Origin of the sequence: Pelagerythrobacter rhizovicinus (assembly GCF_004135625.1) — a bacterium.
GTDB classification, from domain to species: domain Bacteria; phylum Pseudomonadota; class Alphaproteobacteria; order Sphingomonadales; family Sphingomonadaceae; genus Pelagerythrobacter; species Pelagerythrobacter rhizovicinus.
The window spans coordinates 763,086-782,680 of record NZ_SDPV01000002.1; the positions used below are offsets into that span (position 1 = coordinate 763,086).

A 19,595-nucleotide genomic window follows, 5' to 3' on the forward strand; every position below is an offset into this window, starting at 1 on the left:
ATCATGACTTCGCCCAGCGATGCCGACAGCGAACGCACCCGGCTCGTCACTCTCGCAATGCGGGTGATCGAACGCGCGGGCGAGAACATCACGCGCGCCGCATTGGCCAAGGAAGCGCGGATGCCGCGTGCCCGGATCGATGCGATCTTCGACAGCGAAGATGCGCTGTTCGATGCGATCCTCGAAAAGTGGTACGCGCCCGATATCGCGATCATGGAGGAAGTGGTTGCCTCCGACCTGCCGATCCGGCGCAAGTTCTACGAATTCTTCGCCCGTCGCTTCGCCCGCCAGCGCGCCCGCTTCCGCAAGGACCCGGCCGCCTTCGCGGTCTATTGCGAGGTGGGAACCGACAATTTCGAGAACGTGAGCGGGTATATCGATCTGGCCGATCACTACCTCGCCGAGCTGATTGCCCAGGCGCAGGAGGAAGGCCATTTCGCCGGCCTCGGCATCAACCGCGCGCTTTCGCTGATCAACCAGATGGTGGTCTGCTACACTTTGCCCCAGATGCTGATGATCCTGGTCGAAGACAAGCTCGAGGAAGACAAGCTCGCGACGATCATCGACACGCTGTTCGACGGTCTTTCGGGCGAAGCGCGCGGCGCGGCGCCCGTGGCGGGACTGCGGATCGCCTGACGCTTTCTCTCACGGCCTTGCCACGTCGGTGACCCGCCCGATTTCGGGCAGTTGCCGCATCTCCACCATGCCGAGGTATTCCTCCATCGCATCGAGGTCGACCGGACCGGTCACCGGGTCGAGGCCCTCCGCGAACACGGTGAACGTGTCTCCGCCGGCCGCGAGAAAGCTGTTCATCGTGATCCGGTAGCGCGCGCCCGGATCGATCGGCTTGCCGCCCAGCGTGGCCGAGACAACACGGCTCCCGGCCGGACGGCTCATGTCGTAGGTAAAGGCGAATCCCTCGGAGACCGAGAACGTCTGGATGAAACCCTCCTCGTCGAACTGCTGCTCGAGCAGCGCGAGTAGCTGCGCGCCGGTGTACGTCTTGGTCACGAGCGCATTGCCGAACGGCTGCGCCGCATAGATGTCGCCGAAGGTCACCGTTCCGTCCTCGGAGGGAACGATCGGCGCGCGAACGCCCGAATTGTTCATCAGCGCGATCTGCGCACCGGCGTCTCGCGTGGCGAAGAGCTGCGCGTCGGCGATCAGGTTGCCGAGCCGGGTTTCCTCGGTTGCGGGCCCGGGGTCCGGGGCGGGGCCCGAGATCCTGCCTACCGGGCGCGATTCGGCTTCGTGCGCGGCGCGTGCGTAACGAGCCACGTAAGCGGCGAGGTCGGCGTTCGGCTCGAAGATCTCGAACGCGGGGTCGGGGCTCTCCTCCCCGGTGCCCGCGTTTTGAACGACCACGTTGCGGGCGACGGCATCGGTCACCTCGCCCGCGGCCGGATCGATGGTCAGCGCGATGTCGGTCAGCAAAGTACCGCCGTAGCCCGCGCTGCTGACGATGAACCGGCGCGAAGGATCGAGCGTCGCGAAATCGCAGACATAGGTCCGGTGGGTATGGCCCGAGATCACCAGATCCACGCGGGGATCGAGCCGCTCGAGGATCGCGCGCAGCGGCCCCGCGATCGCACCGCAGCCCGAGAAAGGCGTGCCGGGTTCGGGCTCAAGCCCCTGGTGGATGGCAACCACGATCGCATCGGCGCCCTGCCGTTCGATCTCGGGCACGAGCGCGTTGATCGCCTCCGCCTCGTCGCCGAAGGTCAGTCCTTCGACTCCGCTGGGTGTGACGAGCGTCGGCGTCTCCTTGAGCGTCAGTCCGATCACGCCCAACGCAACGGCACGCGCGCCGGTGCCGAAGCGGCGGATCGCGTAGCCTGGAAACAGCGTCTCGCCTCCCTCGGCGATGACGTTCGAGGCAAGAAAGGAGAAGTCGGCACCGCCGAAGTCGTGCTCGACTGCGCAAGGCTCGCGCAGGCCGTGCTTCTCGCACCCGCCTTCCTGCATCCGCGCGAGTTCGCGCCAGCCGCGGTCGAACTCATGGTTGCCGACCGCGTTGTAGTCGAGCCCGATGCGGTTCATCGCGCCGATTGCCGGTTCGTCGAGGAAGAGCGAGGAAACCAGCGGGCTGCCGCCGATCAGGTCCCCGGCTGCAATGACCAGCGAGTGGTCGCCGCCGGCCCGGTATTTCGCGACCGCCGAAGCCAGATAGGCCGCGCCTCCCGCCCGGACTTCGTGCGACTCCCCGGCCTCACCGGTGAGACGGATCGGACGGCGCAGCGGCTCCAGATTGCCATGGAAGTCGTTGAGGCCGACGATCTTGACCGTCACCCGCTCCGCCGGCTGGTCGGGCGCGTCGCGCACGCTGACGCAGGCACCGAGCACGAGCGCGGCGGCGAGAGGGAAAAGGTTGCGGAGGTTCATGGGCTCGGCCTTTGGCTGAAACAGATGTCCGGCGGATGACAGGCACCATCCCGTGCCGGGGGCGGACGCAAGACTCAACTCGAAATCGCCTGCCAGAGGCGCTGCGCCATCGCGGGTTTGCGGCGGGAGCCGGCGCGGTTTCCGAAATCTGTCATTTAACCGTCGTAAGGGGCGCACATGACGAATCGACAGGAGCCGACACAAATGAACCGCAGCCGCCCCGCGATGGCCTTCATTCTTGTCGCCCCTCTGGCGCTGGCCGCCTGCGGCGAACAGCCGAAGGGCGAGAACGCGGAGGATTTCGCCGCGCGCGTCAACGGAGGGGACGCGGCCACGGAGCAGGCGACGGGCCGCCGGCAGCCGGACGGCCCGCGCGATCCCTCGTTGCCGCGGGTGGCCGCGAACGGACGCGAGGCGCTGCAACAGGCCGCCGCCTACACCCGGCCCAATCCCGACGGGACAGCAGACAGCCTCTCGATCGGGAACGACGGCACTTTCACGCTGGTCGAGGGCGGGCGTACGCAGACCGGCACGTGGGAATGGCTCGCCGACGGCAAGCGCCTGCGCCTGGAGGGCATCGTTCGTCAGCCGATCGTGCTCGTGGCCGACGGAGCGCTCTACCGCATGCAGAACGAAAACGTGCCGTTCGACGACGTCACGCCCGACCGCACCTATCGGCTCACGCCCCCCGCCGCGGAATAGCCCCGATCAGATATCCAGGTTGGCGACGTTCAGGGCGTTGTCCTGGATGAACTCGCGGCGCGGCTCGACGATGTCGCCCATCAGGCGGGTGAAGATCTCGTCCGTCACGTCGGCATCCTCGACCTTCACCTGCAGCAGCGCGCGGTTCTCCGGATCGAGCGTGGTCTCCCACAGCTGCTCTGCGTTCATCTCGCCCAGACCCTTGTAGCGCTGGACCGAGAGCCCCTTGCGCCCGGCGGCGAGCACCGCGTCGAGCAGTTCGGTCGGCCGGGTGATCGCCGCATCGGGCGAAACGACGACCTCGATCTCCTCCCCGTCGGTGCTATCCTCGACGGTCTCGCTCTCGGTGCCGACGCGGGCCAGCCGTGCGGGCCGGGCGTAGACCTCCGCATTCTCGATCGCCAGACCATGCAACTTGCGCGCCTCGGCGCTTGCGATGAAGGCTGCCTCGATATCGTGAACGTCGGTTACCCCGCGCCATAGTCGCTCGAAGCGCGCACTGCCGTCGGCGCGCAGTTCGGCGCTCCACTCCGCTTCGGGGTCGGACATCCCGAGCCGGTCGGCGGCAAGCGCCAGCGCCTGCCGGCGGGTTTCACCGCCGAGCGCTGGATCGAGCGCGCCGGAGAGCGCCATCTGCTCGACGATCGCGGCGTCGTACTTGCGCGGGATAAAGCCCATCAGGTTACGGATGCGCAGGCCGTGTTCGACCAGATCGCGCAGGTCCGCCCCGCTGCGCGTACCTCCGGCGGTTTCGAGCATCCGGCCTTGCAGCCCGGCATCGACGAGATAGCGGTCGAGCGCCGCCTGGTCCTTCAGATAGACCTCGCTGCGCCCCTTGCTCACCTTGTAGAGCGGCGGCTGGGCGATGAAGAGGTGCCCCGCCTTGATGATCTCAGGCATCTGCCGGTGGAAGAAGGTGAGCAGCAGCGTGCGGATATGCGCGCCGTCGACGTCGGCGTCGGTCATGATCACGATCTTGTGATAACGCAGCTTCTCGAGATTGAAGTCGTCGCGGATGCCGGTGCCCATGGCCTGGATCAGCGTGCCGACTTCCTTCGATCCGATGATCCGGTCGAACCGCGCGCGCTCGACGTTGAGGATCTTGCCCTTGAGCGGCAGGATCGCCTGGGTCTTGCGGTCGCGGCCCTGCTTGGCCGAGCCGCCGGCGGAGTCGCCCTCGACCAGGAACAGTTCGCTCTTGGCCGGATCGCGTTCCTGGCAGTCGGCGAGCTTGCCAGGCAGGCTTGCGACGCTCATCGCGCCCTTGCGGCTCATCTCGCGCGCCCTGCGCGCGGCTTCGCGCGCGGCCGCGGCATCGACAACCTTCTGGATGATCGACTTCGCGTCGGCCGGGTTCTCCTCCAGCCACTCGGTCATCTTCTCGCTCATGAGGCTTTCGAGCGGCTGACGCACTTCGGAACTGACCAGCTTGTCCTTGGTCTGCGAGCCGAACTTAGGATCGGGCAGCTTGACGCTGACGATCGCGGTCAGCCCCTCGCGCATGTCCTCGCCCGTCAGCGAGACCTTCTCTTTCTTCAGCAACCCCGAGGAAGACGCATAGTTGTTGAGCGTGCGGGTCAGCGCGGCGCGGAAAGCGGCCAGGTGCGTGCCGCCGTCGCGCTGCGGGATGTTGTTGGTGAAGCAGAGCACGTTCTCGTAGTACGAATCGTTCCATTCGAGCGCGACGTCGATCCCGATCCCATCCTTCTCCGCGGACACCGAGATCGGCTCGGCGACCAGCGGCTGCTTGTTCCGGTCGAGATACTTCACGAACGCCGCGATCCCGCCTTCGTAGAACAGGTCGTGCTCGGCCGTGTCCTCGTGCCGCAGGTCGCGCAGCAGGATGCGCACGCCCGAATTGAGGAAGGCAAGCTCGCGGTAGCGGTGCTCCAGCTTCTCGAAATCGAACTCGGTCACGTTCTTGAACGTCTCGGCCGAGGGCAGGAAGGTGACGCGCGTGCCCTTCTTGAGGCCGTTCTCGTCGCCGTTCGACGCCACCGGCGGCGCGTCGCCGACGACCTTAAGCGGCGCCACCGCGTCGCCGTGTTCGAAGCGCATCCAGTGTTCCTTGCCATCGCGCCAGACGGTCAGCTCGAGCCATTCGGACAGAGCGTTGACCACCGAAACGCCCACGCCGTGGAGGCCGCCGGAAACCTTGTAGGCGTTGTCGTCGCTGGTGTTCTCGAACTTACCGCCCGCGTGGAGCTGGGTCATGATGACTTCGGCCGCAGACACGCCTTCTTCCTTGTGCATGTCCACTGGAATGCCGCGCCCGTTGTCCTCGACCGAGACCGACCCGTCGGCGTTCAGCTCGATCAGCACCAAGTCGCAGTGGCCCGCCAACGCCTCGTCGATCGCATTGTCGGACACCTCGAACACCATATGGTGGAGGCCCGATCCGTCATCGGTATCGCCGATGTACATGCCCGGCCGCTTGCGCACCGCGTCGAGGCCTTTGAGGACCTTGATCGAATCCGCGCCGTAACCGTTCGTCTTCGCCGCTGCGGGCGGGGTGTTTTCAGGGGTCTCGTCCATGAACATCATATAGGCACGAAGGGCGGGTTTCGGAAGGCGAGAACACCCTTTCCATCCACAGGCGAATCGCGCGTGGGGAACACCGCATCCGCCTGCGGCGTTGCGCGGGCATGGGCATCAAGGGGAAGGCGTTCCTGCCTCCGGCAGGAGCGATCGCATCAGCCGCGATCCTGATCGCAGGACTGGCCGCATGCGCGGAGCTCCCGCGCGATCCCAACGGAACCACCGAACGCGTGCGGCGCACGCACGCAATCGTCCTGGGCGAGATCGCGGGCGCGCCGCCCTCGCGACATGCCGAGCAGGTGCTCGACCGGGTCGCCGGCCGGCTCGGCGCGCATGTCAGGCGCGTGGACGGCCACGGCGAGGACCTGCTGAAGCGGCTCGAGAAGGGCGAGGTAGACCTGGTCTACGGCCATTTCGCGAAAGCGTCGCCTTGGTCGAGACAGGTCCATTTCGGCACTCCGCTGGGCCGCCGCCGGAACGTCGACAAGCAGGAGCAGGTCCCGCGCTTCGCCTTCCGCAATGGCGAGAACGGCTGGATCGCGCTGGTCGAAGGAGAAATCCGGTGAACCGCATGCCCGAACAGATCCGCGACGATTTCGCGCGGGCGAAGCGGCTCGAATGGCAGACGCTGTTCTGGATGGGCACTGTCGTGCTGGCGATGTTCGTCACGATGGGCGGCAGCCAGGCGATGCGCTCGGCCCTGATCGAGGACGCCCTGAGCCTGGTGCCCTCGCTGACCTTTCTCATCGCGGCACGGGTCGAGCCAAGGGACCCGACCGAGAAGTACCCGTTCGGATTCGTGCGAGTGAACAGCCTCGCCTTTCTCGTCGCTGCAGTCGCGCTGAGCGCCGTGGGCGGGTTCCTGATGTACGAAAGCGCGATGACGCTGCTCATGGCCGAGCACCCGACGGTCGCGCCGGTGGAGGTCTTCGGTCATACGGTCTGGCTCGGCTGGCTGATGATCGCCGCACTGGCCTACTCGGTGGTGGTGCCGATGATTCTCGGGCGGATGAAGCTGCCCGTCGCCGGAAGGCTGCGCGACAAAGTGCTGCACACCGATGCGCTGATGCAGAAGGCCGACTGGCAGACGGGCCTCGCCGGAATGATCGGTGTGCTCGGCATCTACTTCGGCTACTGGTGGGCGGACAGCGCAGCCGCGCTGTTCATCGCCTTCTCGATCCTGCGGGACGGCGTCACCAACATGGGGACGGCGGCTGCCGAACTGCTCGACGGCGCGCCGCGCGAGCTCGGCAGCTCGGCGATCTCCGAAGAAGCGAAGCGGCTTCAGGGGCGGCTCGAACGCCTCTGGCCCGAAGGAAAGGTGCGGCTGCGCGAGTCGGGCCGCTATATCGTCGGAACGGTCGAAGGCGTGGATCCGCCGGCTGATCCGCCGAAACTGGAAGAACTCATGGGTGACGATCCGAGCTGGCGCCTCGCGCGCCTGTCGTTCTCGCCGCCAGAGACGCTGCGCCGCGAGGACGTCGGCTGAGGCTTTCGCCTGAATCTCTCGACAAGTTCGCCGCCGCAAATAGAAGGGCGGGTATGACGATTGCCGATCCCGCCGCCGCGCTCGCCGAACCCTACGGCTCGTTCTCCGACATTCTCGCCGCCTGGGCGGGCAGACAGCCAGAGGCGGTAGCGTTACGCGACGAGCGCGGCGAACTGACCTGGGGCGAACTCGCCGATCGGGTGGAGCGCATCGCCGCCAAGCTGCAGACCAGTGGGCTCGAACGCGGCCAGGCGGTCGCGATTCTGGGCCTTTCGAGCATTCCCTACGCGCTCGTATTCCTTGCTGCGGTGCGGGCGGGCGGAGTGGCCGCGCCGCTGACGACGAGCGCCAGCCGCGAGCAGCTCGAAGGAACGGCGCGTGACAGCGGTGCGCAGCACCTGTTCCTCGACCGCGCGAAGCTGGACGAACTGGGCGACGACTTCCTGCCGCATCTCGAACGGATCGTTCTCGATGAAGAGATTGACCGCTGGATGGCACCGCCGCGGACTCGCGCGACCCCCTTCGCGCCCGAGCCGGGCGAACCCTTCAACATCATCTATTCGAGCGGCACGACGGGCGTTCCGAAAGGCATCGTCCATTCGCACCAGATGCGCTGGCGGCAGTTCGCCTCGACCGCGGCCTCGTATCGGGAAAGCAGGCTGGAGGTGCGCGCGATCGCCTCGACTCCGCTCTATTCGAACACCACGATGGTCGCCTTCCTGCCGCCGCTGCTGGCCGGCGGCTCGGTGCGCGTTATGGGCAAGTTCTCCACCCGCGCCTGGCTGGAAGGGGCGCAGGCCGATCGCTCCACGGTGACCATGCTCGTGCCGGTGCAGTATCAGCGGCTGATGGACGAGCCGCGGTTGGGCGATTTCGACCTTTCCTCGCTGGCGCTGAAATACTGCACCTCCGCCCCCTTCCCCGTACCGCTCAAGCGCGAGGTGCTGCGCCGGATGCCGGGCGCGCTGATCGAGATCTACTCGATGACCGAAGGCGGCGGCGTCTGCCTGCTCGCCTGCCACGAGTTCCCCGACAAGCTGCACACCGTCGGCCGCCCCGCGCCGGGCAGCGAGCTCAAGGTGCTGGATGACGAGGATAACGAGGTGCCAGCCGGCACCACCGGAAATCTGGTGGGGCGGAGCCAAACGATGATGAGCGGCTACAAGAACCAGCCGGAGAAGACCCGCGAAGGTTACTGGACCGATCCTGCTACCGGAGAGGTGTGGCAGCGCATGGGCGACATCGGCCGCGTCGACGCCGACGGTTTCGTCGAACTCGTCGGGCGGGCGAAGGACATGATCATCTCGGGCGGATTCAACATCTACCCGTCCGATCTCGAAGCGGCGCTGGAGAAGGAGCCGGGCGTTGCGGAAGCGGCGGTCGTCGGCGTGGCCAGCCGCCGCTGGGGCGAGAGCCCGGTCGGCTTCGTCTGCCTTGCAGATGATGCACCTGCCGCAGACGAGATCCTCGCTTCGGTCAACGCACGGCTGGGCAAGACGCAGCGCCTCGCCGCGCTTCACGCCGTCGACGAGATGCCGCGCAGCCATATCGGCAAGCTGCTGAAGACCGATCTGCGGGCGATGGCGGAGGAGCTGGGCGGAATCGACTGATCAGCCGCTCGCGCTCGCGTTTGAGACGCGGCCGCCGAGGGGGAGAGGACTGAGGGGCGGCCGCGTCTCGCTCGCTGCCATTCCTCGTCAGGCTCAGGCGATCGCAGCGCCGAGCATGAGGCTGCTCATCGAAGCAGCCGCGAGGAAGGCCAGGAAGTGCGATGCTGTCGTGCGCATGGCGTGTCTCCTGAATGAGGCCGGGGGAAGGGGGGAGAGGAGAGAGGAACCTTCCGCCCGGCGCGATCCGGGAAATAATCTTTCGCACGACTTTTCACAAATGAGAAAAGTGCGTCATACGTTGCATAATACGCAACATATTCCTGAGAGCATCATGTGAATTTCCGCCAATTTACGTACAGTGGTGCAAACTATGCAGCAATGATGCTGCACGTCACTGCGATGCCGCAGACCCGGCGAAACGGCTGATGATATCGGGAGGCAGCGGCCCGCGTTTCTTCGCGACGAGCACGAAATATTCGAGCCATTCGCCGTCGATCGAGAGACGATGACGATAGCGCTCAAGCAGATGCAGCTCGACGAGATCGTGATCGAGCAACGCCTTGACGAGCGCCGCGAAGCCGCCCTTGTCGGCCTTCTGCAGGAAATCGGTCTTGATGTTGAACGCCAGCCATCCATCTTCGGCGATCGTCTCCATCGCCGTGACGAAGGCGGCGGCCGGAATGTCGTCGAAACCGAGCGCAGCCACGCAGGTCAGCGCATCGAGCCGCCATTCTTCCAGTGCGCTACTGGTCTCCGCATCGGGGTTCGTCATGTCGGCGACGAAGTATTCGTCGTACCCCGCCGGCCGGTCTCGCAGCGCCGCCTCCCGCGCGCTCTCGATGATGTCGAGCCCGACCAGGCGCGCGACGCCGAATTTCTTCAGTTCGTCGGAAACGATCCCGTTGCCGGCACCGAGATCGAGCACCCGCAGAGTCTCCACACTCTCCCCCGCATGCCGCACGGCCCCCGCCAGCCGCGAGACCACCACGGCAGGGCTGGTGCAACGCAGGCGTTCGTAGAACAGTTGTTCGTAGAGCCCGGGCCGATCGTAGATCGCTGCGTAGTCGTGGAACTTGATCCGTTTGTCCTCGCCATCTTCTATCAGGTAGAAGAAGGCCTGGTTCTGCTGGAGATCCCGTCCGCTCTCGCGCGGGAAACGGATGACGTGCTGGCTGAATGCGGCTCCGTGATCGGCGATCGGTATTCTCCCCTTCTTGCTGCCGGACTTCTACATGGCGGGCAGGCCCATTGCCAGTTTTGGAGCGGGACCTTAACGGGCTTTCCATGGACCCGCAGCATCTCCCCGATTCCATTCTCATCGTTGACTTCGGCAGTCAGGTGACCCAGTTGATCGCGCGCCGGGTGCGCGAGGCCGGCGTCTACTCCGAAATTGCGCCGTTCACCGAGGCGGAGGATGCATTCCATCGCTTGAAGCCCAAGGGGATCATCCTCTCCGGCTCGCCGGCCGGGGTGCCGGAGGAAGGCAGCCCGCGCGCGCCTCAGGTCCTGTTCGACAGCGGATTGCCGATCCTCGGCATCTGTTACGGCCAGCAGGTCATGACGCATCAGCTCGGCGGCGAGGTCCGTCCCGGGCACGAGACGGGCGAAGGCGGCGAGTTCGGCCGCGCCTTTCTCACCGTGACCGAGGACTGCGCCCTGTTCGAAGGCCTGTGGCAGGTCGGCGAGCGCCACCAGGTGTGGATGAGCCACGGCGACAAGGTCACCCGCTTCGCCGACGGCTTCAAGATCGTCGCCGTCAGCGACGGAGCGCCCTTCGCCGTCATCGCCGACGAAGAGCGCAAGTATTACGGCACCCAGTTCCATCCGGAAGTCGTCCACACCCCCGATGGCGCACGCCTGCTCGCCAATTTCGTACGCCACGTCTGCGGTCTCGCCGGCGACTGGACGATGGCCGAGTTCCGCAGGACCAAAATCGAGGAGATCCGAGCGCAGGTCGGCGATGGCAAGGTCATCTGCGGCCTTTCCGGCGGTGTCGACAGCGCGGTGGCCGCAGTGCTGATCCACGAGGCGATCGGCGAGCAACTCACCTGTGTCTTCGTCGATCATGGCCTGATGCGAATGAACGAGGCGGAACAGGTCGTCACGCTGTTCCGCGATCACTACAACATCCCGCTCGTCCACGTCGACGCGGAGGACATGTTCCTGACCGGCCTCGCCGGGGTCAGCGACCCGGAAGCGAAGCGCAAGTTCATCGGCAAGGCCTTCATCGACCTGTTCGAAGCCGAGGCGAAGAAGATCGGCGGTGCCGATTTTCTCGCGCAAGGCACGCTCTATCCGGACGTGATCGAAAGCGTCAGCTTCACCGGCGGACCGTCGGTGACGATCAAGAGCCATCACAACGTCGGCGGCCTGCCCGAGCGGATGAACATGGCGCTGGTCGAACCCCTGCGCGAACTGTTCAAGGACGAAGTCCGCGTGCTGGGCCGCGAGTTGGGGCTGCCCGAGGTCTTCGTCGGCCGGCATCCCTTCCCCGGGCCCGGCCTTGCCATCCGCATTCCCGGCGAAGTGACCAAGGAGCGTTGCGACATCCTGCGCAAGGCCGACGCGATCTATCTCGAGGAGATCCGCGCCGCCGGCCTCTACGACGCGATCTGGCAGGCCTTCGCCGTGTTGCTGCCGGTCAAGACCGTTGGCGTGATGGGCGACGGCCGCACCTACGACAGCGTCTGCGGCCTGCGCGCGGTGACCAGCACCGATGGAATGACCGCAGACGTCTACCCCTTCGACGCACAGTTCCTCACCCGCGTCGCCACGCGCATCGTGAACGAGGTAAAGGGCATCAACCGGGTGGTCTACGACTACACCTCGAAACCCCCCGGCACGATCGAATGGGAATGAAGCCGCGCCGGCAGCTTAGCGCGCTACCCGCCTGTCGGTCCGGCGCGCGGCGCAAGGGCCCGCTGTCGTCATTCTGACGGCACGAGGCAGCCGCGCTGGGGTTCTGCCCGCGCGAAACGTGCGTCGATCCAGTCGGCCACCCTGTCGGCACTCAGCTTGGCGATGCCGAGATGATCGGCTTCCATCTCGATCAAGTGAGTCGACGTGCCCTGGCTACAGAGCCGGCGCGCGAAGTCGCGGCTTACGGCGGGCGCGATGATCGTATCCTTTGTCCCCTGAGCGATGAGCACCGGCACGCCCTGCCCCACCGACGTCGGCGTATTGCGCGCGATGATCTCGCGCCACGGCGATACCCGGGTGGGGTCGGCGCGCAGGACGTTGTGCGGCAACAGGTGCAGGCCGAGACCGTCGACCAGCAACCCCAGCGCGTTGGTCATGCAGCCGTCGCCGATCAACCGCACGCCCGGCACGGCTTTGGGTTCCACGATCGCAGAGAGATCGATGTCGTAGACTTTCGACCAGGACAGGAGCGCCAGGGCAGTGAAAGCCTTGCCACCCTCCGTGTCCAGATCGTCCTCGAAAAGGTGGGCCAGTTCGGTCGCTGGTGCGGCGGCGGCGACGCCGAGCAGCGTCAGATCGGGAGCATAGCTGGCCGCCAACTCCCCGGTCCAGAGCGCGGCATGACCTCCTTGCGAGTGCCCCCATACGACGAACTCCGATCCGGCCCCCGCAAGCGAGCGTGCTGCGCGCACGGAGTCGAGAACGGTCTGCGCAGCGCTGGACCCGACGAGGTAGGGATGGACGCCTTCGGTCCCGAGGCCCTCGTAATCGGTTGCCGCAACCACGTAGCCGCGCCGCACGAGCTCGGCGAGGTTGGGAACGGTTTTCTCGAAATGATGCCCGCGCGACGGCGCGCACTTGCTGGCGATGCCGGTGGTCGGATGAGCCCACGCCACCGTCGGCCATCCATTCGGCGGCGGCGGCCGGTCCGGCGCGACGATGACTCCGGAAACCTCGATCTGCTCTCCCCTGGCACCGCTCGACCGGTACAGCACCCGCCACGCGCGGGCGCCCGGCACCGGAAGGTCGAGCGGATCGGCGCGGGCTATGCTGCCCGGCGGGTTGGTGATCCATGATCCTTCCGCCGGATGAACCGGCGCGCGTTGATCCTGGCCGGTGCTCGTTCCCGGAATGCCGGCCAGGACGGCCAAGGCCAGCAGGACGGCCAAGGGTGCGCTGCGTCGGGTCATGGTTTCCCCCTTTCCGAGATGGCCTCACCGAGGCGCCGGAGGCCGCATCGTGTGCGGAGCAACCTTGCACGCTCGCATGGCCCCGGCAAGGAGATCACTGCCAATTTTTCGGTGCGGCGACCTGCCGGGCCGACTTGCGCCGCAGTGCAATCTCGTCGATGCGCCGCATGACGCTTGCGAGGTAGAGGGGAGTTTGGCGCCGATGAATCCGATCGATGCGGAGGATGAGCTGATCTGCCTGCGCGCCGGCGATGTCGCGGGGCCGGTCATGCCGCCGATCGTGCAAGCCTCGCTGTTCCGCTTCGAAACGCTCGAGGAGCTGCACGGCGCGCAGGCGCGCGAGAACGAGGTCTGCGTCTATTCGCGCGGCACCAACCCGACCGTGCGCGAGCTGGAAGAGACGCTCGCGCGGCTCGAGGGCGCCGAAGCCGCCAAGTGCTTCGCCAGCGGCATGGGGGCGATCTCGGCCACCCTCTTCGCGCTGCTGGCCGAGGGCGATCATGTGCTGTTCTGCGGCGACATCTACGGCCCGACGATCGAGTTCGCCCAGCGGCTGGAGGACTACGGCGTCACGCACAGCCGGTGCTTCGCCGCCGGGATCGAAGAGATCGAAGCGGCGCTGACACCGGCGACCAAGCTGATCTACTTCGAAAGCCCCGGTTCGATGCGATTCGAGCTGCTGCCGATTGCGGAAATCTGCGCGATCGCGAAGGCGCGCGGTATCCTGACCGCGATCGACAACACCGTCGCGACCCCGCTGCTGCAGAAGCCGCTCACGATGGGCTGCGATCTCGTGCTCCATTCGCTGACCAAGTACGTCGGCGGACATTCGGATACGCTCGGCGGCGCGGTCGCGGGCTCGGCCGAGCTCGTCGAGTGCGTGTTCCGGCGCGGCTACATGCTGACGGGCGCGGTGATGGCGCCGTTCGACGCCTGGCTGCTCCTGCGCGGGCTGGCGACTTTGCCTGCGCGGCTGGCGCGGCAGCATGCCGATGCGCTCGCGGTCGCGCGCTTCCTCGCGGATCATCCGAAGGTCCGGCGGGTGTTCCATCCGGCGCTGGCGGAAGGCGAGCAGGCAGCGCTGTTCGCTCGGCAGATGCGCGGCCATTCGGGCCTGCTCTCCGCCGAGTTCGACCTGCCCGATCATGCCGCGGCGCTCGCGTTCGGCAATCGCCTGCGCCTGTTCGGCAAGGCGATAAGCTGGGGCGGCGTTGAAAGCCTCGTGTCGAGCGCGCACCGGACCGATCCGGGGCCGGACCACGACGGCCGCATGCCGCGCACGCTGCTGCGCTTCTCGGTCGGACTCGAAGGCGCCGAGGCCCTGATTTCCGATCTGGAGCAGGCACTGGCATGAGCGAACACGAACGGACCGAGCGTGGCCCGCTGCCGCTGGCTCTCGCGCTGGCGCCGATCGCCGCGTTGTTCGCAGCCGGAGTCGGCGGGGCCGCCGTGTTCGGGTTCGGCGGCGAGCCCTTGCTGCTGGCGCTGCTCTTCGCCGCGGCTGTCGCGGCCGGGATCGCGCGGGCTCGCGGGCACGGCTGGGCGGAGGTCCAGGCCGCGGCCGGGCGGCTGCTGGCCGAGGCGCTGCCGGCCGTGCTCATCCTGCTCAGCATCGGCGCCTTGCTGGGAAGCTGGATGTTCGCGGGCACGATCCCGCTGCTGGTGGTGCTCGGGATCGATCTCATCAGCCCCGAATGGATGGCGCTGACGGCATTTCTCGCGACGGCGGTGATGTCGGTCGTCTCGGGCACCTCGTGGGGCTCGGCGGGCACCATCGGCGTCGCGCTGATGGGCGCGGCCGAGGCCATGGGCCTGCCGCTCGCGCCGATCGCCGGCGCAGTCGTTTCGGGCGCCTATTTCGGCGACAAGCTCTCGCCGATCTCGGACATGACCAACATCACCGCGATCGGCGCCGGGGCGGAGCTCTACGCGCATATCCGCCACATGCTGCCGACCAGTCTGCCGCCCGCGCTGATCGCGCTCGCCGTCTTCGCGCTGTTCGCGCCCGGCGCGGCGCTGACCGGCGCGAATCCGGCCGCGGCGATCCGCACCGAGCTCGTCGGACTCTTCGAACCCGGCTTCTGGGCCGCGTTGCCGCTCGCGGTAGCCATCGGTGGGATCGCGCTGCGCTACCCGCCGGCACCGGTGATTATCGCCTCGGCCCTGGTGGCGCTCGTGATCGGGGTCACGGTCAACGGGTTCCCCGCCGCCGCCGGCGTGCACGCGTTCGTCGCCGGCTTCGCGCTCGATCAGGTGGCGCCGGGCGCCGCGGTGAGCGGGCAACTGACCGGCCTGGTCGAGCGTGGCGGCCTCTATGCCATGGCGCCGACGTTGATCTTCATCCTGGCCGCCTTCCTGCTGGCCGCAGGGATGGAAGTCTCGGGCGCGCTCGACACGCTGCTGGCGCGGCTGCTGAGTGCGGTGCGCGGCGCCTTCGGGCTGGTGGCCGCGACCATGGCGGGGGGCGCGACGATGGTGGGGATGACGAGCCACGGCGGCGTCACCTCGCTGGTCGTCGGCGGCCTGTTCCGCCCGTCCTACGCCGAACGCGACCTCGCCCCCGTAAACCTCAGCCGCGCGTTGGCCGATTCGGTCACCATCACCGAGCCGCTGATGCCCTGGACCGTCTCCGGCCTGTTCATGGCCTCCACGCTCGGCGTCGCGACTCTCGCCTATGCGCCCTGGGCGGTGTTCTGCTGGCTCGGTCCGGTCTTCAGCCTCCTGATGGCCCTGCGCTTCCGCCTGACGGGCAAGGGGCTGAAGCCGGCGAGCTGACTTGCCACCCCTCCGGAATTGCGACAGGTCACCCGCACACGCCCGCTGACAGGAGAGGACACACCATGAAAACCGCGATCACCGAGATGTTCGGGATCGAGCATCCGATCATCCAGGGCGGCATGCACTTCGTCGGGCTGGCGGAGATGGCGGCGGCGGTGTCGAATGCCGGCGGGCTCGGAATCATCACCGGGCTCACGCAGAAGACGCCGGACGACCTGGCCAACGAGATCGCGCGCTGCCGGGACATGACCGAGAGGCCCTTCGGCGTGAACCTGACGTTCCTGCCGACGGTCAACGCGCCCGATTATCCGGGCTACGTCCGCGCGATCATCGAAGGCGGGGTCACGGTGGTCGAAACCGCGGGCAACAACCCGCAGGCCGTGCTGCCGTACCTGAAGGACGCCGGGATCAGGGTGATCCACAAGTGCACCAGCGTGCGCCACGCGCTGAAGGCGCAGTCGATCGGGTGCGACGCGGTGTCGGTCGACGGGTTCGAGTGCGGCGGGCATCCGGGCGAGGACGACGTGCCGAATTTCATCCTCCTGCCCCGCGCGGCGGACGAGCTGGAAATTCCCTTCGTCTCGAGCGGTGGCATGGCCGACGGGCGCAGCCTCGTCGCCAGCCTCGCGTTCGGCGCGGCGGGCATGAACATGGGCACGCGCTTCATCGCGACCAGGGAAGCTCCGGTGCACGACAACGTGAAGCAGGCGATCCTCGCCGCGAGCGAGCTCGACACGCGGCTGGTCATGCGTCCGCTGCGCAACACCGAGCGCGTGCTCAACAACGCCGCGGTCGAGCGCTTGCTGGAGAAGGAGCGCGAACTCGGCGCGGATCTCAAGTTCGAGGACATCATCGAGGAGGTCGCCGGCGTCTATCCCTCGATAATGAAGGAGGGCGAGATGGATCGCGGCGCGTGGAGCTGCGGCATGGTCGCCGGGCTCGTTTACGACATTCCGACGTGCCAGGAGCTGATCGAGAGGATCATGCGCCAGGCGAGCGAGATCATCGGCCGGATGGACGCGCTGCGCCGCGCCTGAGTCGCTACCAGGCGAAGCCCTGCGCCACCGCGTGCTTCTCCGCCGGGGTCGAGCGGCGGCCGAGCACCCGGTTGCGGTGCGGGAAACGGCCGAAGCGGGCGATCATCCGGTGATGGCTGACGGCGAAGGCACGATTCTCCGGCTCGCACGCGAAGAAGCGCAGCGAGGCCAATTGGTCGGCGATCGCCTCGCTGTGCATCAGCGGCATGCCGGCGAAGGCGCGCATCCGCGGGGGCAGGCGCTCGTGCCAGCCGCGGGCGATCATGCCCCGGGCAATGGCAAGCGCGAGCCCGTCGGAGGCGAACGCACGCGGATCGTCGCGGAAGAGATTGCGCGGCACTTGATCGAACAGCAGCACCGCGGCTTGTGCGGTCAGCGGATCGGTCAGGAACTCGCGCGCAGGCCGGTGCCGCAGCGCATGCCACTCGCGTGCGAAGCGGCGGCGCAGCAGCGCGTCGACCTCGGCGGCGCCCCCGAACCAGTCGGCCGGGCCGAGCCTGTGAAACCAGAGATGGAGCAGTTCCGCCGCCCAGCGGCGCGGGGCGGCGGTCATGCGTCAGATCAGCCTTCGACCTTCTTGTAAGGGACGAAGTCGCCGAGGAAGATATTGCCAGTGTAGAACCCGCCCGTGCGATCGAAGGTCGTCACGATGTCCGACCTGCAGAGCTGGCTGCCGGTCCTGCGGATTTTCAGCGCGTCGTCGTCGTCGAGCGATTCGGGATGCTGCGGAATATTGACGTAGACCGTGCTGCCCCGCTCGATCACGATTGCGGTGCCGTCGATCACGCGCATATGCGTGTTGGGAAAGCTCTGGACGCAGTTCTGCGGTTCCCCCGCCACGCGGCCTTCGAGCAGCTTGGCGAGTTCCGCCTGCCCCTTGGACGGCGCTTCCTCGGCCGCGGCCGGCGCTGCGAACAGGGCGCCCGCGGCGATCGCGCCAATGAGGGTGAGGGTTGCTGTTTTCATCGGTCAGCCTCCTTCGGCGGCCTCCTGATCGTCCGCCTTGGTGTATGGGACGAAGTCACCGAGCGCCAGCCTTGGTCCGGGCATGGTGCCGCTGCCGAGCCGATCGCGCAGTTCGACCTGATCGAGACGGCAGAGCTGCGAACTGAACTGGTGGAACACCGGCAGGTCGCTGCGCGAGAGAAACTGCGCGCCGGCCGGCCGGTTCACCCACAACGTGCCGCCGTCGCGGAACACGATCGCGGTTCCGTCGACGATCTGGATCGAGTCGCGCTGCGACTCGCTCAGGCAATTAACCGGCTCGCCGGCCACGCGACCTTCCAGAATTTCGGCGAGCTTCGCCTCGCCGCGCGTCGGCTCCTCCGCGGAAGCGGAAACCGTGCCGGCGAGCGCGAGCGGTGCCAGCAAGAGCGAAATGGACTTCGTACCGATCATGCCACCCTTATAGCACATCCGGCGTGAATGCGCGATGAGCGGCGGCGCAGCCGCGTCAGGCTGTTCCGCCCACGGTGAGCCGGTCGACCAGCAGCGTCGGCTGCCCCACCCCGGCGGGCACGCTCTGCCCGCCCTTTCCGCACACGCCCACGCCTTCGTCGAGCGCGAGATCGTTGCCGATCCCCGACACGCGGGTCAGCACACTCGGCCCGTCGCCGATCAGCGTCGCGCCCTTGATCGGCGCGCCGATCACGCCGTTCTCGACCTTGTAGGCCTCGGTGCAGGAGAACACGAACTTCCCCGAGACGATATCGACCTGCCCGCCGCCGAAACTCTTCGCGTAGATGCCGTTCTTCACCCGGCCGAGCAGCTCGGTCGGATCGTCGCTGCCGGCGCGCATGAACGTGTTGGTCATGCGCGGCATCGGTGCGTGCTGATAGCTTTCGCGGCGGCCGTTGCCGGTCGCCTCGACGCCCATCAGCCGCGCGTTCAGCCGATCCTGCATATAGCCCTTGAGAATGCCGTCCTCGATCAGCACGGTCTCGGCCGTCGGCGTGCCCTCGTCGTCGATCGAGAGCGAGCCGCGCCGGTCGCGGATCGAGCCGTCGTCGACCACCGTCACGCCGGGCGCAGCGACGCGCTCCCCGATGCGGCCGGAAAAGGCGCTCGTGCCCTTGCGGTTGAAATCGCCTTCGAGCCCGTGGCCAACCGCCTCGTGCAGCAGGACGCCGGGCCAGCCGGGGCCGAGCAGCACGGTCATCTCGCCCGCCGGCGCGTCCACGCTGTCGAGGTTGACCAGCGCCTGGCGCACCGCCTCGTCCACCGCGCGGCCCCAGCCGGCAGGCTCGAACAGCGGATCGTAGAGGTGGCGCCCGCCGAAGCCGAAGCTGCCACGCTCGCGCCGGCCGTTCGCTTCGGCGACCACGCCGACGTTGAGACGCACCAGCGGCCGGACGTCGGTCGCGACGAAGCCGTCGGGCCGGACGATCTCGACCACGCTCCAGCTCGCCAGCAGGCTGGCATTGACCTGCACCACCCGCGGATCACGCGCGCGGGCGGCGGCGTCGACCGCCTGCAGCAGCCGGACCTTTTCCGCGAAGGGCACGGCATCGAGCGGGTTGTCGGCGGTATAGAGGTGGCGGTTGCTCCGGCGCGGAGGCGCTGCGAGCGCGTTTGCGGTCGGATCGAGCAGTTGCAGCGTCTCGCCCGCGCGGCGGATCGCCGCATCGCTGATCTCGTTGGCATGGGCGAAGCCGGTCGTCTCGCCCGAGACGCCGCGCAGGCCGAAGCCCGAATCGCGCGCATAGTCCGCGGTCCTGAGCCGCCCGTCCTCGAACGCCAGCGCCTCGCGCGCGGTGTATTGCAGGTAGAGCTCGCCGTCGTCGCAGCTCTTGAGCATCTCGGCCGCGAGCGCGGGCGCGCGTTCGGGGTCGAGCCTGCCCTCGCCGTAGAGGAAGGCGCGCGGATCGGCTTGGGGATCGGCTCGGAAGTCGGCTGATAGGGTCATGGCGTGCGATATAGGCATGCCCGCGCGAATGTCAGCCGCGACCCG

At 67.4% G+C, this 19,595-nt stretch carries 17 protein-coding genes; 9 read left to right on the forward strand and 8 right to left on the reverse strand.

The window, feature by feature from the left end; translation table 11 throughout:
• The first annotated feature begins 3 nt into the window (after nucleotides 1–3).
• Complete coding sequence (locus ETX26_RS11535) at nucleotides 4–636, forward strand: TetR/AcrR family transcriptional regulator (protein ID WP_129524820.1); 633 nt, start codon at nucleotides 4–6, stop codon at nucleotides 634–636.
• Between the two features lie 9 nt (nucleotides 637–645).
• Here ETX26_RS11535 and ETX26_RS11540 read toward each other — a convergent pair whose 3' ends face one another.
• Complete coding sequence (locus tag ETX26_RS11540) at nucleotides 646–2,382, reverse strand: bifunctional metallophosphatase/5'-nucleotidase (protein ID WP_129524821.1); 1,737 nt, start codon at nucleotides 2,380–2,382, stop codon at nucleotides 646–648.
• Nucleotides 2,383–2,586: 204 nt separating this feature from the next.
• On the opposite strand from ETX26_RS11540, the gene ETX26_RS11545 reads away from it, so the two are divergent.
• Nucleotides 2,587–3,084 (forward strand): hypothetical protein, encoded by a 498-nt coding sequence (locus ETX26_RS11545; protein WP_129524822.1) that lies wholly within the window; start codon nucleotides 2,587–2,589, stop codon nucleotides 3,082–3,084.
• 6 nt (nucleotides 3,085–3,090) lie between these two features.
• On the opposite strand, the gene gyrB is transcribed toward ETX26_RS11545, so the two are convergent.
• The gene (gene gyrB, locus ETX26_RS11550) at nucleotides 3,091–5,619 is read right to left on the reverse strand and encodes a DNA topoisomerase (ATP-hydrolyzing) subunit B (protein WP_129524823.1); all 2,529 of its coding nucleotides are present in this window, start codon (nucleotides 5,617–5,619) and stop codon (nucleotides 3,091–3,093) included.
• Nucleotides 5,620–5,729: 110 nt separating this feature from the next.
• On the opposite strand from gyrB, the gene ETX26_RS11555 reads away from it, so the two are divergent.
• From ETX26_RS11555 to ETX26_RS11565, 3 genes are read left to right on the forward strand one after another with little or no spacing between them, the layout of a single operon-like run.
• A complete protein-coding gene (locus ETX26_RS11555; protein WP_129524824.1) occupies nucleotides 5,730–6,188 on the forward strand; it encodes a hypothetical protein in 459 nt (152 codons plus the stop codon).
• Between the two features lie 5 nt (nucleotides 6,189–6,193).
• Nucleotides 6,194–7,111 (forward strand): cation diffusion facilitator family transporter, encoded by a 918-nt coding sequence (locus ETX26_RS11560; RefSeq protein WP_129525356.1) that lies wholly within the window; start codon nucleotides 6,194–6,196, stop codon nucleotides 7,109–7,111.
• A gap of 53 nt (nucleotides 7,112–7,164) precedes the next feature.
• Complete coding sequence (locus ETX26_RS11565) at nucleotides 7,165–8,721, forward strand: class I adenylate-forming enzyme family protein (protein WP_129524825.1); 1,557 nt, start codon at nucleotides 7,165–7,167, stop codon at nucleotides 8,719–8,721.
• Between the two features lie 391 nt (nucleotides 8,722–9,112).
• On the opposite strand, the gene ETX26_RS11570 is transcribed toward ETX26_RS11565, so the two are convergent.
• Entirely contained in the window at nucleotides 9,113–9,661 is a 549-nt protein-coding gene (locus ETX26_RS11570; protein WP_165271758.1) for a class I SAM-dependent DNA methyltransferase, read from the reverse strand.
• A 344-nt stretch (nucleotides 9,662–10,005) separates the two neighbouring features.
• Here ETX26_RS11570 and guaA point away from each other — a divergent pair, with 344 nt between their 5' ends.
• A complete protein-coding gene (guaA, locus tag ETX26_RS11575; RefSeq protein WP_129524827.1) occupies nucleotides 10,006–11,580 on the forward strand; it encodes a glutamine-hydrolyzing GMP synthase in 1,575 nt (524 codons plus the stop codon).
• A gap of 68 nt (nucleotides 11,581–11,648) precedes the next feature.
• On the opposite strand, the gene ETX26_RS11580 is transcribed toward guaA, so the two are convergent.
• Nucleotides 11,649–12,830: a lipase family protein gene (locus ETX26_RS11580; protein ID WP_129524828.1), complete on the reverse strand. Its 1,182-nt coding sequence runs from the start codon at nucleotides 12,828–12,830 to the stop codon at nucleotides 11,649–11,651.
• Nucleotides 12,831–13,032: 202 nt separating this feature from the next.
• Between ETX26_RS11580 and ETX26_RS11585 the strand changes: the two genes are divergently transcribed.
• From ETX26_RS11585 to ETX26_RS11595, 3 genes are all read left to right on the forward strand, one after another.
• The gene (locus ETX26_RS11585) at nucleotides 13,033–14,184 is read left to right on the forward strand and encodes a trans-sulfuration enzyme family protein (protein WP_129524829.1); all 1,152 of its coding nucleotides are present in this window, start codon (nucleotides 13,033–13,035) and stop codon (nucleotides 14,182–14,184) included.
• Nucleotides 14,181–15,605, forward strand: a complete 1,425-nt coding sequence (locus ETX26_RS11590; protein WP_129524830.1) for a Na+/H+ antiporter NhaC family protein — start codon at nucleotides 14,181–14,183, stop codon at nucleotides 15,603–15,605. The genes ETX26_RS11585 and ETX26_RS11590 overlap by 4 nt, the downstream gene beginning before the upstream one ends.
• A gap of 65 nt (nucleotides 15,606–15,670) precedes the next feature.
• Nucleotides 15,671–16,645 carry an NAD(P)H-dependent flavin oxidoreductase gene (locus ETX26_RS11595; RefSeq protein ID WP_129524831.1) on the forward strand — a complete coding sequence of 325 codons (975 nt, stop codon included), beginning with the start codon at nucleotides 15,671–15,673 and terminating at the stop codon, nucleotides 16,643–16,645.
• A 4-nt stretch (nucleotides 16,646–16,649) separates the two neighbouring features.
• Here the strand turns inward: ETX26_RS11595 and ETX26_RS11600 are convergent, their stop codons facing one another.
• The 4 genes from ETX26_RS11600 to tldD are packed head-to-tail and all read right to left on the reverse strand — an operon-like array spanning nucleotide 16,650 to nucleotide 19,550.
• A complete protein-coding gene (locus ETX26_RS11600) occupies nucleotides 16,650–17,198 on the reverse strand; it encodes a DUF924 family protein (RefSeq protein WP_129524832.1) in 549 nt (182 codons plus the stop codon).
• Nucleotides 17,199–17,206: 8 nt separating this feature from the next.
• Complete coding sequence (locus ETX26_RS11605) at nucleotides 17,207–17,611, reverse strand: hypothetical protein (RefSeq protein ID WP_129524833.1); 405 nt, start codon at nucleotides 17,609–17,611, stop codon at nucleotides 17,207–17,209.
• Nucleotides 17,612–17,614: 3 nt separating this feature from the next.
• Nucleotides 17,615–18,043, reverse strand: a complete 429-nt coding sequence (locus ETX26_RS11610; protein ID WP_129524834.1) for a hypothetical protein — start codon at nucleotides 18,041–18,043, stop codon at nucleotides 17,615–17,617.
• A gap of 55 nt (nucleotides 18,044–18,098) precedes the next feature.
• Nucleotides 18,099–19,550, reverse strand: a complete 1,452-nt coding sequence (gene tldD / locus ETX26_RS11615; protein ID WP_129524835.1) for a metalloprotease TldD — start codon at nucleotides 19,548–19,550, stop codon at nucleotides 18,099–18,101.
• Nucleotides 19,551–19,595: the final 45 nt, after the last annotated feature.